The organism is Enterococcus crotali (assembly GCF_000633635.1).
GTDB lineage: Bacteria > Bacillota > Bacilli > Lactobacillales > Enterococcaceae > Enterococcus_L > Enterococcus_L crotali.
Genome location: NZ_AYPQ01000001.1, coordinates 314,209 through 331,261 on the forward strand (window position 1 = coordinate 314,209; position 17,053 = coordinate 331,261).

General features: G+C 35.5%; 19 protein-coding genes, 1 pseudogene and 1 riboswitch. Of the genes and pseudogenes, 13 read left to right on the forward strand and 7 right to left on the reverse strand.

Going from position 1 to position 17,053, the window contains the following annotated elements; all coding sequences use genetic code 11:
- Nucleotides 1-89: 89 nt before the first annotated feature.
- The 6 genes and pseudogenes from V192_RS0101520 (at nucleotide 90) to V192_RS0101545 (ending at nucleotide 4,634) form a co-directional block, all read left to right on the forward strand.
- Nucleotides 90-1,016: a sugar phosphate isomerase/epimerase family protein gene (locus tag V192_RS0101520; protein ID WP_025868632.1), complete on the forward strand. Its 927-nt coding sequence runs from the start codon at nucleotides 90-92 to the stop codon at nucleotides 1,014-1,016.
- A gap of 37 nt (nucleotides 1,017-1,053) precedes the next feature.
- The gene (locus tag V192_RS18960; protein WP_025868633.1) at nucleotides 1,054-2,154 is read left to right on the forward strand and encodes a tyrosine-protein phosphatase; all 1,101 of its coding nucleotides are present in this window, start codon (nucleotides 1,054-1,056) and stop codon (nucleotides 2,152-2,154) included.
- A gap of 14 nt (nucleotides 2,155-2,168) precedes the next feature.
- On the forward strand, nucleotides 2,169-2,606 hold the full coding sequence (locus V192_RS0101530) for a PTS sugar transporter subunit IIA (RefSeq protein WP_025868634.1): 438 nt from the start codon (nucleotides 2,169-2,171) through the stop codon (nucleotides 2,604-2,606).
- Nucleotides 2,587-3,056 (forward strand): annotated as a pseudogene (locus V192_RS21080) (PTS sugar transporter subunit IIB). The gene V192_RS0101530 and the pseudogene V192_RS21080 overlap by 20 nt, the downstream one beginning before the upstream one ends.
- 1 nt (nucleotide 3,057) lies before the next feature.
- Nucleotides 3,058-3,834 carry a PTS mannose/fructose/sorbose/N-acetylgalactosamine transporter subunit IIC gene (locus V192_RS0101540; protein ID WP_025868635.1) on the forward strand — a complete coding sequence of 259 codons (777 nt, stop codon included), beginning with the start codon at nucleotides 3,058-3,060 and terminating at the stop codon, nucleotides 3,832-3,834.
- Nucleotides 3,834-4,634: a PTS system mannose/fructose/sorbose family transporter subunit IID gene (locus V192_RS0101545; protein WP_029948077.1), complete on the forward strand. Its 801-nt coding sequence runs from the start codon at nucleotides 3,834-3,836 to the stop codon at nucleotides 4,632-4,634. The genes V192_RS0101540 and V192_RS0101545 overlap by 1 nt, the downstream gene beginning before the upstream one ends.
- Nucleotides 4,635-4,724: 90 nt before the next feature.
- Here the strand turns inward: V192_RS0101545 and V192_RS0101550 are convergent, their stop codons facing one another.
- Nucleotides 4,725-5,816 carry a hypothetical protein gene (locus V192_RS0101550; RefSeq protein WP_025868637.1) on the reverse strand — a complete coding sequence of 364 codons (1,092 nt, stop codon included), beginning with the start codon at nucleotides 5,814-5,816 and terminating at the stop codon, nucleotides 4,725-4,727.
- Between the two features lie 295 nt (nucleotides 5,817-6,111).
- Nucleotides 6,112-6,210: riboswitch (TPP riboswitch) on the forward strand.
- A 53-nt stretch (nucleotides 6,211-6,263) separates the two neighbouring features.
- On the opposite strand from V192_RS0101550, the gene thiT reads away from it, so the two are divergent.
- The 6 genes from thiT (at nucleotide 6,264) to V192_RS0101580 (ending at nucleotide 10,857) form a co-directional block, all read left to right on the forward strand.
- Complete coding sequence (gene thiT, locus V192_RS0101555; protein ID WP_025868638.1) at nucleotides 6,264-6,866, forward strand: energy-coupled thiamine transporter ThiT; 603 nt, start codon at nucleotides 6,264-6,266, stop codon at nucleotides 6,864-6,866.
- Between the two features lie 143 nt (nucleotides 6,867-7,009).
- Nucleotides 7,010-7,552 carry a sigma-70 family RNA polymerase sigma factor gene (locus V192_RS0101560; RefSeq protein WP_025868639.1) on the forward strand — a complete coding sequence of 181 codons (543 nt, stop codon included), beginning with the start codon at nucleotides 7,010-7,012 and terminating at the stop codon, nucleotides 7,550-7,552.
- A complete protein-coding gene (locus V192_RS0101565; protein WP_025868640.1) occupies nucleotides 7,542-8,453 on the forward strand; it encodes a hypothetical protein in 912 nt (303 codons plus the stop codon). The genes V192_RS0101560 and V192_RS0101565 overlap by 11 nt, the downstream gene beginning before the upstream one ends.
- 37 nt (nucleotides 8,454-8,490) lie before the next feature.
- Complete coding sequence (locus V192_RS0101570) at nucleotides 8,491-9,150, forward strand: hypothetical protein (RefSeq protein ID WP_029948079.1); 660 nt, start codon at nucleotides 8,491-8,493, stop codon at nucleotides 9,148-9,150.
- 136 nt (nucleotides 9,151-9,286) lie between these two features.
- Nucleotides 9,287-10,033, forward strand: a complete 747-nt coding sequence (locus V192_RS0101575) for a hypothetical protein (protein ID WP_025868642.1) — start codon at nucleotides 9,287-9,289, stop codon at nucleotides 10,031-10,033.
- Nucleotides 10,034-10,182: 149 nt separating this feature from the next.
- Nucleotides 10,183-10,857: a hypothetical protein gene (locus V192_RS0101580; RefSeq protein WP_025868643.1), complete on the forward strand. Its 675-nt coding sequence runs from the start codon at nucleotides 10,183-10,185 to the stop codon at nucleotides 10,855-10,857.
- A gap of 167 nt (nucleotides 10,858-11,024) precedes the next feature.
- Here V192_RS0101580 and V192_RS0101585 read toward each other — a convergent pair whose 3' ends face one another.
- The gene (locus V192_RS0101585) at nucleotides 11,025-11,726 is read right to left on the reverse strand and encodes a hypothetical protein (protein ID WP_025868644.1); all 702 of its coding nucleotides are present in this window, start codon (nucleotides 11,724-11,726) and stop codon (nucleotides 11,025-11,027) included.
- Nucleotides 11,727-12,060: 334 nt separating this feature from the next.
- The gene (locus tag V192_RS0101590; RefSeq protein WP_025868645.1) at nucleotides 12,061-12,459 is read right to left on the reverse strand and encodes a VOC family protein; all 399 of its coding nucleotides are present in this window, start codon (nucleotides 12,457-12,459) and stop codon (nucleotides 12,061-12,063) included.
- 191 nt (nucleotides 12,460-12,650) lie between these two features.
- On the opposite strand from V192_RS0101590, the gene V192_RS0101595 reads away from it, so the two are divergent.
- Nucleotides 12,651-13,841 (forward strand): glycoside hydrolase family 3 protein, encoded by a 1,191-nt coding sequence (locus V192_RS0101595; protein WP_025868646.1) that lies wholly within the window; start codon nucleotides 12,651-12,653, stop codon nucleotides 13,839-13,841.
- An 88-nt stretch (nucleotides 13,842-13,929) separates the two neighbouring features.
- On the opposite strand, the gene V192_RS0101600 is transcribed toward V192_RS0101595, so the two are convergent.
- From V192_RS0101600 to V192_RS0101615, 4 genes are all read right to left on the reverse strand, one after another.
- Nucleotides 13,930-14,781, reverse strand: a complete 852-nt coding sequence (locus tag V192_RS0101600) for a MurR/RpiR family transcriptional regulator (RefSeq protein WP_025868647.1) — start codon at nucleotides 14,779-14,781, stop codon at nucleotides 13,930-13,932.
- Nucleotides 14,782-14,888: 107 nt separating this feature from the next.
- Nucleotides 14,889-15,728, reverse strand: coding sequence for a Cof-type HAD-IIB family hydrolase (locus V192_RS0101605; RefSeq protein WP_025868648.1), 840 nt, complete (start codon nucleotides 15,726-15,728; stop codon nucleotides 14,889-14,891).
- Nucleotides 15,729-15,752: 24 nt separating this feature from the next.
- Nucleotides 15,753-16,136, reverse strand: coding sequence for a VOC family protein (locus V192_RS0101610; RefSeq protein ID WP_025868649.1), 384 nt, complete (start codon nucleotides 16,134-16,136; stop codon nucleotides 15,753-15,755).
- A gap of 215 nt (nucleotides 16,137-16,351) precedes the next feature.
- Complete coding sequence (locus V192_RS0101615) at nucleotides 16,352-16,969, reverse strand: hypothetical protein (protein WP_025868650.1); 618 nt, start codon at nucleotides 16,967-16,969, stop codon at nucleotides 16,352-16,354.
- Nucleotides 16,970-17,053: the final 84 nt, after the last annotated feature.

Genomic DNA, 17,053 nt, shown 5'->3' on the forward strand with positions numbered 1-17,053 from the left:
TTAAAGGATTTCAAGCTAATTGCTCTTTGATTTTTTTGGCATACAACTTGCTTTATATAAAAATGAACGAAAAAGGAGGAGAAATAATAATGAACTATGCAACTAGATTAAATTCGTTTTTTCCAAGCTGTAACAATGAGTTAGAAAATGTTTTTGAAGCATTGAAAGGAATCGGCATCACCCATGTTGATTTGAACTATCCTGAGCATGTTAGAAATTATTCGCCAGAGGATATGAGCGTGTTGCTGAAGAAATATGATTTATCCGCGAATGGTGTTGCTTTAAGATTTAGAGATGAATTCAAGAATGGTGAATTGGGCAATGCAGATCAAGCGATATCAGATAAGGCGTTAAAATTATGTTTTGAGGCGGTTGATTATTGTAAAGCGATTGGAGGAAAGGTTGTAACAATTTGGCTTGGATTTGATGGATTCGATTATTCCTTCCAAATTGATTATGTCAAAGTCTGGAATCAAATCAGAGAGTGTTTTATAAAAATTGCAGATCACGATCCAGAGATAAAAATCAGTGTGGAATATAAACCATTTCAACCTCGTGCTTACGCGTTTGTTGATAGCTTTGGTACGACACTTTCAATGATCAAAGAAGTAAATCGTGAGAACTTTGGGGCAACACTAGATTACTGTCATATGTTGATGAAACATGAAAATCCAGCATTTGGTGCTAGTATTTTAGGCAGTCAAGGGAAGCTCTATGGGATGCATTTAAATGATGGGTATGGCTTGAATGATGATGGGTTGATGGTTGGTACGAGTAGTCTAATGAAGACTTTAGAGTTACTTTACTATATGAAGCTGTATGAGTTTGATTCTGCGATTTATTTTGATACCTTCCCAGTTATTGAAGATGCGTCTGAAGAGTGTCGTTTTAATTTAGAACTAACTGAAAAATTGTTTTCATTAATTGAAGAAATTGGTATGGAAAAAATTGGTGAAATTATTGCTTCAAATGATGGCGTTGCGGCGAATCGTCTGTTATTAGCTATTTTAAAGTAATAAAAATTAGAAGAACAGAGAAAAAGGAGGAGCAAAAATGGTAGATAAAAAGGACATACCAGAAAAATTTGCACAGCCCTATACAATAGAAGGTGTTTCATTAGAACGTGTTGATGATTGTGTGCATATTCATTTTTCCAATCCCAAACGAGAATTGATCGAAATCTTTTATAGTAATCATCCAGTTGAACGGGCAACATTCAAACTGTTGATTGAAGGGAAAACTGAAGCGTTTGACACGCTATTACCCCGAAGCCAAGGACCTTATTACTTTTTTGCAATAATTAAGGGACAGCATACACCAATATTTGGAGAACGAATCTTACCACTTACGGGCACGATCAATTTACGAGATCTTGGTGGCTATACGATAGATCAAGGACAGCGTGTTAAATGGGGGCAATTGTACCGTTCCGACCACTTAACTAAGTTGACTGAAGAAGATATCATTATTTTAGAACGAATCGGTATCAAAACAGTTATCGACTTGAGATCTGATCATGAAAAAACGGTGTATCCCAATCAAAAGATTCCTACTGTTGAGTACCTTTTGAATTGCAACCCAGAATCACACTTTGCTGAATTAGCTGGTAATGCGATTAACTTGGAGGCTGAAAATAAAAAGTTGATTGACGATATTGAAAATGGGGACGTTGATGCTTCTGTTGTGAATGGTTCAGGTCTTGTTTCAATTAGAAGCTACGAAAGTTTTGTAGAGGATCAAAAAAGTCAGAAAGCTTTTGGCGAGATGGTAAAATGGCTAGCTGATCCAAAAAGTATTGCAAGCATCCATCATTGCCGTGGTGGGAAAGATCGGACTGGTTTTGGTTCGATGCTTATCTTAGCTCTTTTAGGAGTGAACGAGGAGCAAATCATGAAGGATTACTTGATAACTAAAACTGTAAGGGAAGAGCGGAACTTGATTAAGTTGAGACAATATCAAATGTTAACGGATAATCAGGATTACTTAGATTATTTAATGGCATTGATCGATACTCGCAAAGATTATTTAACCGCAGCTATGACTAAAATCAAGGAAGAATATGGCGGCATAGTCAATTATGCTACCAATTATTTAGGCGTATCACTAGTAGAAATCGCTCAAATGAAGAAATTATATTTGGAACCGATTGATTAGAAAGGAGTTTTTTTATGGAGAAAAATGCGGTATTACTTGCCAGTCATGGTCAGTTTGCACAATATGCACTTGAAAGTGCCCAAATGATTATGGGACCACAGGAGAATTGCGATTTTTTAACAATTTCGGTTGATGATACGCTAGATTATTCAAAAAAACAGATCAAAGATAAAGTTAGAAAATTAAATACAGAAAAAGGGTTGCTGATTATTGTTGATGTATTTGGAGGAACGCCTTCCAATATTTCCAGTGAAGTATTATTACAGAGTGAAAATGTACTTGTTGTAACAGGCTTAAATTTACCATTACTGCTAAATACTTTTTTGAATCAAAACAAAGCTCTTGAAGAGATTGAAGAGATATTAGCTGCTTCATACCATGAAGGCTATATAAATATTAAAGAAATGATGAAACAAAAGGAGGACGAATACGATGTCAGTGAAGGTTTGTAGAATTGATGACCGCTTGATTCATGGTCAAGTTGTAACGAGTTGGTTAAATACATTTAAAGTTGAACAGATTGTAATCGTTAGTAATGAAACAGCAGGAAATGATACACAACGATCTATTTTAAAAATGAGTACGCCGCCAAATGTGATCACTCATATTTTTACAACAGATCAATTTTAACAATTGCCAAAAAGGGACCAATCAAAAAATCCACATTATTATTATCAGATTCTGTTTTTGATATTGAAACAATCATTGACGGCGGCTTTGAAATCAATGATTTAAATGTAGGTGGTTTGAGGTTGAATGAACAGCGTGAACGTGTTTCTAAGCAAGTGTCTGTTACGAAAGAAGAAAGAGAGTGCTTTAAACGTCTGATTGATAAAGGCGTCAATGTCGAAATTCGGATGGTTCCATCGGATACTTCATTAAATATGAAGGGGGAGATTTAAGATGCAAATTTTTCTGGTAAGTGTTTGGGCTTTTATTTGCAGTGTAGACGATTCATCGACTCAAATGATTCGTCGCCCTTTAATGATTTGCACCGTTGTTGGTTTGATTATGGGGGATCTTTCTCAAGGCTTGTTGATCGGTGCAACGTTAGAAGTGATGTGGATGGGAATCGGAAATGTTGGCGCGTATACAGCACCCGATGTTGTGAGTGGCTCAGTAATTAGTTGTGCACTTAGCATTGCTAGTGGTGGAGGCGTTGCTACAGCTGTTACGCTAGCTGTGCCAACGTCAATCTTGGCGCAACAATTGATTATCGTTGTTTCAACAGTGATGGTCGCACTAAATCCATACGCAGCGAAATTAGCAGATCAAGGAGATGTGAAAGGAACCAACAAATTAATTATCTTACCAACGTTAGCAATTGGGTTAGTTAGAGCAGTACCAACGTTTTTAGCCATGCAATTTGGCAGTGGGATCATTGAGAAAGTTGTTGCAATGTTACCAGAAGTTGTTATGACAGGTCTTGGAACTGCTGGGAAGATCATACCCGCTGTCGGAATTGCAGTGTTAATGAATGTCATGATCAAAGATGGCAAAATGTGGATTTTTCTTTTATTAGGTTGGGTATTGACCTCGTATTTAAAGTTAGACGTTTTGCCAGTAACTATAATTTCTCTGGCTTTTGCTTTTCTGTTTGATTTAGCTTCTAGTCAAGGTCAAGTAGTGACTCAACATTCTATTTCTGCTGAAGATGATATTGAGGGGATTGAATTATAATGGCTAAAATTACAAATAAAGATTTAAATCAAATGATTCTAAGAAATAATGCAGCTCGACTAACATTTAACTACGAGTCATTACAGACGATCGGGATCATGCGAGCGATAGCACCCGCTTTAGGAAAAATTTATGAAGGCGATCCAGAAGGGCTTAAACGTGCGATGCATCGACATTTGATTTTCTGTAATTCCCACGCGTTCGGAAATGCTTTTATATTGGGAATATCAACAGCTATGGAAGAGACAACGACAGAAGATGAAAAAGAATCGATCACAGCTCTAAAAACTGGATTGATGGGTCCTTTAGCTGCTCTTGGGGATAGTTTAGTCAAGTTTGTCTTTGTACCTATTTTCGGAAGTATTGGTGCCGCTTTAGCATTTAATGGCAATATTTTAGGCCCCATTTTAATGTTTGTCTTATATAATATTATTAACTGGGGCGGTCGGATTTATGGTGTGAAAATAGGCTATTTTAAGGGATTAGATTTTATTGAGAAGAATAATGAAACCAATATTTTAGCGCGAATCACGAGTATGGCAAATGTGGTTGGACTGATGGTGATTGGTTCATTGATCGCCACAACGGTTAAAGTAAGTAGTCCTTTAGAAATTGTCGCTGGCGAAAACACGATTGTCTTACAAGAAATGATTGACAGCGTTATGCCCAACCTATTGGCCTTTTTATTGACTGTCTTTGTTTATAGATGGCTTAAAAAGACTGAAGGGAAACATACCGCTGCAACGATAATTTTTCTATTGGTTGCCACCGTGATTGCCACTTATTTTGGGATTTTATAAGATTAGCTAGCAACATGTTTCTACAACGAAAAGTGCTTCGAACTATTTTATCTGAATAGTTCGAAGCATTTTTTATTGTAATACATAGGTTTAACCCTCACTATTTTTTAAAATGAGCTCTTGTAACCAGTGATTCAATTTTAGCTCCGCTTTAGCATCACCAGGATTCGGTGCTTTGGCAACCAAATTTTTTCCAGTTTTTAAACATTCTAAAGCAGCCTGATCATCATTTTCTACGAAATAATAGTAAGCTGCTTCTATACGCTTGTTGCCCATCAAAGATTGTTTTAAGCTCATCCTCACCTTTTTATCTGACCATAATTGAGCTAGACGTGGATCTTCTGGTTTCGTAATGGATAAGGCAAAAATCAATTCTTTTTTAAGTTCAATTTGATATAAAGAAATCAGCTCGTCTAGGCGCGACCACAAGGATTCTAATTGCTCGTTTAGCTGATTCCAGTTCTGTTCTTCAAGAAATCGAGCTACTTTTAGAAATTCTTGGGAGTCATTGAAATAAGTCTGCTTTTGTTTGCCTGAAATCAAGTCAAAAAATGATTTTGGTAGTTCAAGATAGCTGATACCTTGATTTAATTGATAGTTTACCTCGAATTGCATGTATAGTAAGTATTGTTGTTCTTCACTGGAAGCAGCTACTTTTAAACTCATTCCATCATTAAATCCCATCGGAACAGCATTTGTGACGGCTGTAAAAAGGCCCACAATGATAAAAGCGGTACCTATTAGTGAATGAAATCCCAATAAGACCCAAATGATCCCACAAGTAATTACATTCGCTAAAACCCCTCCTAATAAATAGAGACGAAACGGAAATTTCCCTTGTACATAGGCTGGAGGAGCCATCAAACATTGCCCAAGCGTACCAGGAACCTTGAAACGTCTAAACACGATCTTCCCATCCGTTTGCCAAACCCACATAAATGAAAAAATACGATAACTGACCATTTGATAACCAGTCATTTTCCCAAAAATACCGTGTCCAGCTTCATGAATAATAATATGAAGGATATAAGAAAGGACCAGCGCAAAAAATAGAATAACAATGTCTAATCCTGAAAAATGGAGATTATTTTTTCCAATTAGATATCCGCCAAAATAGCCACCTGCACCTCCTAATCCCAACGATATCAAAGATAAACCAACTTTTTTACCCTTTTTCTTCATTTTACACCTCTTATCTTGTTTCATTTATCTTACCGTATAAAAGGTTAGGAAACCAGATAATTTTCGGAAAGAATGATTTAGTTAGAAAAAGATTTTTTCAAATCTCAAAGCTAGGCTGTACAGAAGTGTCTAATCCCACCGTTTATCCGCTTATGTGAGTTTATCACCTAGTATGATTACTTGATCCACTAGAATAGGCCTAAATAGACAGACTTGTGTCTTTACTTTTAAAGGATGCCATGTTACTCTTTTAATGTTATCGCATAAGTAGATAACAACCAAAAATTAAATAGAACCCATCACAAAGGGGAGCCATGGCTGAGAATGAGTAATAACTCTAAACCCTTCGAACCTGTTCGTTAGTACGAGCGTAGGAATTGTGATGGAGTAAATAGCAACTTTTACTCCTCCTTTGTGACTCGGTCGTTCTATAAGGAGGATTTTTTTATGCAAAGAAAAGCAGAATTACAAATTTGGATCGAAGGAACGATCGTTGCGGCACTCGCGATGGTTTTGTCTTTTATTCCAACCAGCATTGGCAGTAGTTTTTCGATTTCATTAGGTATGATTCCAATCACGCTTTTTGCATTGAGAAGAGGAACGAAAGCTGGCTTTTTTTCAGCTTTTATCTGGGGATTGTTGCATTTTCCGTTGGCTCAAGTTTATTATTTAATGCCTGCACAAGTGATCATTGAATATATTTTAGCATTCGGTTTTGCAGGTTTTGCTGGTGTATACAGCAATCAGCTGCAACAAGCAATCACCAATAAAGAATATGGAAAAAGTAGTCGAATTATTATCTATGCTTCATTTTTTGGCGTGCTGATGCGCTATTTTTGGCATTTTGTTGCAGGGGTTATTTTTTGGGGAAGTTTTGCGATGTGGGGAATGAATCCGTGGTTGTTTTCATTTGTCATGAATGGCTTAAGCGGGATTGCGACTGCACTTGCAACTTCCATTATTTTGCTGTTGCTTTTTAAAATCAATCCCAAACTATTTATTCCAGCAAATCTGTCACGATTTAGTCATCAAAATAATGAAATGAAATAATGTAGTACAATATATTGTTATTGAAAGAATCTGAGCTAAAACTCAATCAGTTTTAGCTCAGATTTTTTGTTTTGTGAATAAATAATGAATTTATTGAAACCTAACCCTAAGTTTTTACACTATTGGAGTGAAGAGGTGAGAAAATGGGGAAGTTTAGTTTTTCAGAGCTTTCATTGATCAAAAAAGCAATCAAAGGCGATAGTAATGCTTTAGGGAAAGTGTTGCGTAAAAATCATATGTATCTGTACAAAATGGCTTACATTTATATTGGGAATAAAGAAGATGCGCTTGATATTATGCAGGAAGCAACGATTCAGTCGATACAATCGATTCATACATTGAAAGAGCCTGGTTATTTTTTGACTTGGTTTTGTACGATCATGGCTAGGCAAGCAAGCAAGTTGATCAATCAAAAGGTTCAGATTCGTGAATTGCAAAATAATCCAGAATTTACAGAATCAATGGATCTTTCAAAAAATAAAAATCAATCCATCGATGTGCTGGATGCTGTGATGGCACTAGAAGACAGGTACCGTTTGGTCTTGCAGTTGTTTTATTACCAAGATTTTTCAGTCAAGGAAATCAGCGAACTATTAACAATACCGGAAGGAACAGTTAAAACAAATTTAAAACGTGGGAGAGAAGCGCTAAAGACAATATTAGGGGAGGATTACCATGTCAGATAACGAGAAAAAGATTTTACAAAAAGCGATGGAGAAAATTGATGTACCCAGAGAAGATGCACTTGCTGCACTAGACATCGATTCTGATCAAAGAAAAAATAAGCACCGTACATTTCACTATAAATGGGGTGAAATCTTCTTATCCAGTGTTGTTGTTATAAGCTTACTTTTTATCGGAACGTTGATGTGGCCAAAAACGAAAGAAAACAGTGAACCTAGTAGTTCAGCTGCAACTACGGAAACGAAAAATGTGCCAACAACTATTCTACAAGCGACTAAGTATTGGAAAGTTGGAAATGAAGAAAAGTATTATCGTTTTAGCGATGACGAAGTTCGTATAATAATAAATTATTTCACTTGGTCTGCACCAAAATACACGTTTAAAGACGATCAGTTGGATATTTTTGAAGAAGTAATTAACGATAATGCTGAGCTTGTATCTGAGCTTCATTCCTATCAAGTGAAAATGGAAGGCGCAAACTTGATCTTAGAACCTAAATTACCTGGGGTAAAACGACTAGTGTTAGAACCTCACAACGAAGAAATTTTTCCATATACAGAAGAATCAATCAAGAAACTTAAACCAGCTATTGAACCGGATTTAACAGCATATTCTTCATGGACGTCAATCATCAAAGGCAATAATGGGGTTAATAGTACTGTAAGCTTTGACGGATTTCTTCGTAAAGAAATAATCGACGGTGAAGATAGAGGGCTGACGATGACCTATGAAATAAATGGAAATCACATTTTAGTCGATTATGGCGGTTATCAAGTCACTTCAGACATGTACTGGGACGGAGAAAACATTGTATTCTGGACAGTATCCAATTCCCTACCCAAATCAGAAGATAGGAAAGATTATCCGGAGGAAGGTGTCTGCCTTCTCATACCGAACAAATAAGTTTGCTTAAAACAAAAAATATGAAAGGCTGAATAAAATGAAAAATAAAAGTAAGGTTGGGTTTATTAACTTAGTAATAGGAGTGATTTGTTGTGCAGTGATCGGCTATTTTTCATATGAATTTATTCAGACAACTCAAGAAGTACAAGCAGATGATTCAGGTGGAGCAAAGGCCAATAAAATTTCAGAGGGGCCAACAGAATTACCAGATGAAGTCAAACGAGAAGTGAATATGGCCGAATATCAAGAAAATAGCTTAGTTCGACCGATTCAGATCGAACATGGAACACAAGTAACGAAAGAGGACTTGATGAAATATAACTGGGTTAGGGTCGATGAGGAGTATGAGATGCAAACACCGGTTGAACAGGTGCATATTTTTACAGAAAAAAAGCGAAAAATCATTACATTTGATAAGGAGTCAGGAAAAGCATTAAATGAAATGAACCGTGCAACAGGAGAAGAGCTACCGCCAGGAGAAGATCCTTATATAATCGGTTATACAATGACGGATAATGAATTTCGTGAAGAGGTTAAGCTACATGACCAAATTCTCAGCACAACATCAAAAGTCTACTGGGACGGTAATAAAGTTATCTTCACTCCCTTTGATGAATATGACCATAAAGAAGAAAGAAAAACGATTTTTCAACCAGTAGAATTTGTTGAAGAGAATGAATATAGTAAAGATAAATAAAAGGCTATTAGAAACAGAAAAAAAATAGTTCATAAGAATGATGGAAAACAAGGCGAATAGCGATTTGTTTCCATCATCTTTTTTTATGCTCAGCCTGTATGTTACAATAAAAGTAAAAAAAGGAACAGAAGCTTAAATGAAAAGAACAGGTTATTGGTTATATTCAATATGGTTAGTGAGTGTCGTATTTTTTATGTTTAGCGATAGAGGATATGCTGAGTCTTATGTTGAAGATCCATCTGAAATACTCAACCAAGAAACAAAGAACTATGTTACCAAATTAAACAACGAAAAATTCTCGACCTTGGAAGCTAGTCCAGAGTATGGTGTAGCGATCACACGAGATGTAGAGCCTTCAGGCAATAAAATCGATGTACATATAGAAAATAAATTTAGGAATTTTGATTTTAAAAATAGTGAAGCACCAGCAAACATGGTGGTTGTTTTTGTTTTGGATCAAGACGAAATCTGGTTTGCCCATGGAGAGAAACTTGCTTCGTTGTTTGATCCCTTAAATGAAAATAAATCATTGAAACGGCAATTATTAACACTGCTCAGTACAGAAAAATATGACGAGGCGGTCATCAAGGTATCCGATTATGTCTATCAATATGTAGAAAAAGCATATACAGAAAAAGGCTTGACGGCTATTTCTAAAGAAAGTGACCAGATCAAAGAAAAAAACAAAAAAAGACAAGCCAACAAGCAAATTTTTTGGATGGTATCGGCAGCCATACTTCTTGTCTTAGCAGGTATTGGGTATAATATGTATTTGACATTCAAGAAAAATGGGCTGAACAGGCAATTTATGCGCATAAGGTACTGCCAGCTAGATTACTGGAAGATGAGCAGTTCAATCAAAAAGACTTTGAACACTGGTTAGAAAACAATAGTAAAATCTATAATAGATATGTCAATAAAAATGAAGCCATCAGAGCAGTAAAATACTACTGCCTATATAACTTTTTTCCTAAAAAAATCAATCAGATCAACTCAATTACAGATCAACAAAAACAATTATTGAAGCAGGCATTGCTCAATCGAGACATCGGTGATTCTTTTTTTCACAACTATTTTTCCGATGAACAGTTTACTTTTCTAATGTTTCATACAATGATCGCTGATGCTCAACAAGTCTCAGAAGCTTATACAGAAAACCTTCTTAGTTATCTAAACAAGTTTATCTCTGACTTGACGATTGACGACCAGATTCTAGAAGAAAAGCAGTCACTGATCCCAACATATAAACTGACTTTGTATGAAGAAGCCAAAAATAGGATTTGGGAAAAGCACATTGAAGCAGACTATTTAGCAAAAAACATGCTTGAAAACCAAAGTTATGAAAAACTGTTAACTGAATTGCCTGAAGAAATCGAAAAGATTGTTTCAAGCTGTTTCAAAGTAGCTGTTTTTAAAGTGGATTTACAACAAGTTTATGAGCTGGAACCGATTTACAAAGAGATTATCGAAAATGATTTTTCAGATGAAGATGTCTCAGAAGTTATGTTCAGTATTAGAGTAGGGTACAAAACAGATCAAACATCCATTCTTAAACTGAAGGCGATCGTAAAATCAGTAATCATCAATATGCAAGATACGATCAGAGATAGAAATAGACGTGAGACTACAATAGTGAGATTCGACTTTGAGGGAAGAGACGTGAAAACCATTCTTCGTCCTAAAAGTAAAAATCGTTTTTTTGATTGAAATAAGTGTTACATGAACAAAGAGATCGTGATGAAAGCCGCTCAGGCATGAGCACTAAGGAGAGCTTCATCAATACGTTATCTTATTCAAGTTTAGTGGCTGGCTGAAGAGACTGATGTTGTCACATGGTTTTTGCGGCTACGGTATGATGTTGATACAGATTCTATTTAATTGATCTTACTGAGTCTGTCTAACTCTTGGATTTCATTGCCCATTTTTGCCATTAAGTCAATAGCTAAGCGGTCCAATGAGCGATCTAATTCTTCTAACAGTTCAGAATATTTGGTCATCCTCTGCTTGAATTCACTAGTGTTCCATTCATTTAAACGCATTTCTACATGGTATAAATGCTCGGTACTTTGATCAAACAATGAAACAATCATAGAAATAGTTGGCGTATAGTCCTGAAAATAAATACTCAACAATTCAATATCATGAATCAATTTCTCTGTTTCATTGCGATTTTTAATCAGTTTTTCAACTAGTATTTCTGGATGAGGATCTGTATGGTGGTAATGAACGCGGCGAATCGATTCTTCATTTTTATAGATACAAGTGTTCAACTTGCTATAAAGATTTTCGATTTTTTGAAATAACAATTCTCGATATAAAAATTCAGCTTGGATTGAGCGATCTTTTTTTGCGTTCATCTCAATCTCTTCCCGTAATGTTTCGTTTTGCCTTTTATTTTCGCTGAATGCTAGAAGAACAGCCCCAATGATTCCAAAAAAGGAACCAATAAAATTATATATACCATCAACAGTCAATTCTGGTGAGATAGTTTGCTTAATGATAGGAATGAAAACCAACAAAATACCGATCATAATTGTTATACATAGCATTAAATGATTGCGGATAAATTTTTTCATCAAATTTTCCTCCTTAAAAAAATGGCTCTCATAATAAATGTTAGCCTCAGCTTCGTTAAAATAACTTGAAGTAAGGGAATCTAAATTATACCGTATAATCCTGTTTTTCAAAAGAATAGTGACTAACAGATGATAAGCGTTTTTTCATTGAAATCAGTAGGAAAAAACAATTTTGATACTATAGACAAACATTGATTTTATGGGGGAATTATTGCAGTAACTACAAAAAATCACAGCTAATCTTGAACTCAAGGATCAAAATTAGCTGTGGTTATTTTGTAAAAATAAGCTCTTTAGGCTGTTTGCAGTTACCAATTAAAGGAGCAGGGACACGTTACATATTCATCCAAGTTGGCTCCAAAGAGTTACCATCTGGATCTAGCACTTCAAGCCCAAACATTTGATCTTCAGGTATCCCCATATCCACTTTGTAAAAATCCCCGCCATTTGCTTTTGCAATGTCACCAAATTTTTTCACTGCATCAGCGCTTTCCAGACTGAATGAGACTAAAACGCCACTAGTTGTTTTGGTATCAGCAATCTGCTTTTCCTTAATAAACTTGCTATAAAAATCATGATTCAACAACATGATCCAAAAGTTATCATCCCAAACCATTGAACTTGTTTGCTCATTTGAGAATTCTACATTCTTTTTAAAACCTAATTTTTCATAAAACTCAGTAGAACGTTTTACATCAGTGACTGGAAAATTTACAAAAACCATTGTTGCCATAAAGATCCAACCTTCTCTCTTGTTTTATTTATTACGAGTAGAGCATCTCATGTGTCGATTTTTTTGTCAAAAATATAGGATGCAAACAGGTGAAAAAAATTGACTGATAGGATACAACCTAATTATAATATAATGACACTGTTAAACTGACATCAGTGATGTAAGGGGGAAGTACAATTAATAATAAAACAATGATAACGACTGCATTCGCTGTATTACTACTGATTTTTGGTATTAGTTTTGGTGTTATGTGGTTAGTGAATAAAAGTGATAACGTACAGACAAAGCAAACAGAAGAAACCAAAACAACGGGAACAAGCGAGGGAGAAAAAGAAAAAACTACACAAAGTAATCATCAAGCAGACTCAATAAATCAAGAAAAGACAATCAAGGATTTAATTGCTTCAATGAGCCTAGAAGAAAAGGTTGGACAATTATTTTTAGCCCGAGTCCCAATTGACGGACAGCAAGAGAGCATTCAAAACAATCATTTAGGTGGGTATCTTTTATTTGGACGAGATATTGAAGGAGAGACGCCAACGAGTTTAAAGGAGAAAATAGCTTCTTATCAATCGGTGAGCAAATTGCCGCTTTTTATTGCATCAGATGAAGAAGGTGGAACTGTTTCACGTTTAAGTGGAGGAAATGATTTAGTTCCTGAAACATTTAAAGCACCAATGGAGATTTATCAAGCAGCAGGATTGCCTGGTATCCGATCCGACATCCAACAAAAATCAGAAATTCTTCGCTCTTATGGCATTCAAGGAGGACTATTTCCAGATGCCGATGTTGCCACTGATCCAGAGGCATTTATATACGATCGAACGTTAGGTTTAGATGCCGAAAAAACGAGTGAGTATATTAAGACAAGTGTGGAGGAGTTAAAAAAGCAAAAAATCGCTTCAACATTAAAACATTTTCCAGGGTATGGCGATAATCGTGACTCTCATTTAGAGATTGTTTATGATACTAGAAGTTTAGAAGAATTACGACAAAATGATTTTTTACCATTCAAAGCTGGTATTGCGGCTGGGACAGACAGTATTATGGTCTCTCATAATATTGTCACAAGCATTGATGACAGTTCACCAGCCTCAATTTCTAAGCCCGTGCACGATTTGTTGCGCAATGAATTAGGCTTTCAAGGTGTAATCATGACAGATGATATGGATATGGCGGGATTAGCTGATTTTATCTCTCAAGAAGAGGCTGGACTAGCTGCTTTGATGGCGGGCAATGATTTGATATTGTCTTCTTCATTTCAAGAGCAAATCCCATATGTCTTACAAGGGATCGAGCAAGGAACTTACTCTGAAGCAAGCTTGGATCAATCTGTTTACCGCGTATTAAAAATGAAAAGTGACTTAGGATTATTAAAATAAGGATAAGTAAAGAGATCGAGACAAAAGCGTTCACTTCCGAGAAATAAGAGGGAACTGCTTTTGTCTCTTGCTCTATTTTCAACAGAAGCTAGATCAACTTGGGGTTCATTTTTTGATAATTGTCTAATTTATAAGCTAGATTTTTTTCATAGTTCAGATTAAAATAGCTAAGATATAACCGATCAAAGAGATACATCAAGGACATCCTTGTTGAGAAGGAGGAAATTTTGTTGTAATGATTTTCTAGTGATGGGAATAATAAAATACCATCAACTTTTTCATTTAAAAGTAAGCTATTCTTTGAAGTGATCAACAGAATGCGACTATTATTTTTCCTTAAAATCTCTAGAATTTTTTTTACACTAGAACCGCGGCCTTCATAAGATACGACAATCGCCAAATGATCCAAAGTGCTATTTGCAGCGGATAAATTTTGTCTATAATCATCGATGGGCACATTGATTTGTCGACCGATCTCCTGCATTTGAAATTGGAAATTTTGAGCAAAGTAGATGTTCGCTGATGAGGCATAAACATCGATAAACGTAGCTGTCTCGAGTAACTTGTTTGTAAGAGCCATCATTTCAACTGTGTTTACGTCGATCGTTGATTGAACCGTTTGCTCATAGACTGTTTTTAGCTTGTTGGTCATAGCATAATGATTATCTTCAGCAGAAATTGGGTAATCAATATCGATGATTTGTTCGGCTGTGTGCTCGTTTAAATAATTGACTAAGGCTAATTTAAGATCATTTAAACCATCTAGATCAAGTTTATTGATCAAACGGTAAATCGTCGAAATTGAGACGAAAGAATGTTCAGCTAATTCTTTCGGAGAAAAATGAATTACTTTTTCTGGAAAGGCCAGAATATATTCGACAAGCGCTTTTTCACTTGTGGTAAGTCTATCCAAATTTTTTAATTTGAGCATTAAATTCATTACACAAAACACCTTTCAGTTTGTATAAATGAATTATACCTGATTCTTGTTGATTATGTGAGAAATAAAAAATAGATCAGGTTTTTTACCTAATCTATTTTTTACAATTAAAGTAGCTCAGCTAATGCTTTAGCGATTCCTTCTTCGTTATTAGAAGCAGTGATTTTATTCGCTGCATTTTTTAATTCAGTGACAGCATTCCCCATCGCAATACCCATTCCCGCATAGTTGATCAAGGAAAGATCATTATGACCATCACCAAATGAAATAATATGTTCCGGATGGATTCCTAATGGCTTTAATGTTTGTTCTAGGGCATTTGCTTTATCGATTCCTTGATCGGTAAATTCAAAATACATTGGTGCAGAAAACATTCCGCTGACAGAGTTTTCGAATGGTGCAAGGATATTTTGCCAATGTTCCTGTAAATACTCAGGTTGAGCAGCGACTAAAATTTTGTGCAACGGAAAATCTACAAAGGCCGCTAGATCAGTTTTTTCGCATAATTGAAAGTTCCCGCCGCGTGATTCATATTCAATAATATTGAATAGCCCATCAGAAGAACCTAAATCCAGCATACCATCAAAAACATTATTGACGTACATATACCCGTCTTTTGCAATCATCGGTTTCACGTCAAATTGTTTTAGGTGTTCTAAAATTGATTTACTACTCTCAATAGAAAGTGGTTGACTGAATAACTCTTTTTGCGAACTGACATCTAAAACATGAGCACCATTATAAGAAACAATCATGCCGTTATATTGATCCATTTTCAAGTCTTCAACATATTTTAACATGCCAGGAGTTGGTCTCCCAGAAGCCAGAATCACTTTGATGCCGTTTTGTTGAGCTGTAATCAAGGTTTCCTTTGTTTGCTCCGTCATTTTCTTTTCATCATTCAAAAGTGTTCCGTCAATATCTAAAACAATTGCTTTTACATCCATGTCATTTTCCTCCATCTATTGATTTTAAATCGTTAATTCTAAACGGTTTCCTTCAGGATCAGCGACAACAGACTCGTAATATCCATCACCTGTTGTACGGGCAGGACTTAATAATTCATACCCTTCCATGACTAAAATAGCTGTAAGGTTATCAACATTTTCCGCACTGCCTAAAGAAATGGCCAGATGTGCAAATCCTAGTATTTCATTTCCTGAATGGCGGTTTATCACATCATCTCTTGACATAATCTCCAGTCTGGCACCATCTGTAAAAGTTAAGAAGTAGGAACGAAAGCTGGTCTTTTTATTGTGGTACAGTTCAGAAGCAGCAGCATTAAAATAAGTTTCGTAAAATGTGCGCATATTTTCTAAATCATTGACCCATAAGCCAATATGTTCAATTTTCATTGTAAACTCTCCTTTTGCTGTAAAGACAGCGACTATTTATTTGATCTAATTCAATTAGATGTCTATTCATAGTATAAAGGATAAAAATAACTAAATGCAGTGGACGGGTCAGATTGAAAGTTATTTTTCAAAAAAATGACTCATTGATCATAAAATGTGAAAACTTTTGTTCAAACTGCGCGATAACTAGGGAATGAGTGTAAAAAATGATTGAATCAGATTTGGTTTACGACTGCATTTAATGTATCCAGAATAGTGAAAATGGGTTGTTGGAGGTCGTCAATCTGTTTGTTTGAAACGATTGCCATGGAAAATTGCATTAAATAAATATCTCCTGTGAACAGCCTATTATTTTCTTGTAAATAATCGATCAATGTCCTTTGATACGCCTCTTTTTGATCCCTCATGATCAGATCAAACGCATTTGGAACAATAAAAATGTCATAATCAGTTGTTCGTTTTTGCTCTGAGTAGACTGTTTCGACCTTTTTCATGCTTTGTTCAACCGTTTTCGGATTTGAAAAAATCAGCTTTTTTTTGTTAGAATTAGCTACAATATGAGCAACTAAAGGATCCTCTACACGGAGAATCGGCACCTCTTTGATGAAGTCTTGTTGAAGCAGATTTGAATACATCGTACAGGTAATGATCACGTTTGTAACATCTTCTGTGACTTTTTCTTCAATAAATTCTGTTATATTTTCGGTTGTAAAGTTTTCCAAAAAATCTGTCAACACATAATGCGCTAAGTGAATATCCTGATGGTTTTGAAATACTTGTATTAGATAGGGGATATTTGAAGCATGGGCATGAATGCAGATCATTTTTTTCAAGTCAGTTCCTCCTGTAGTTAGCGATAATTGTCATATTATAGCATATACTACTTTGTACGATTTATTTGTGTATTCAAAGATTGT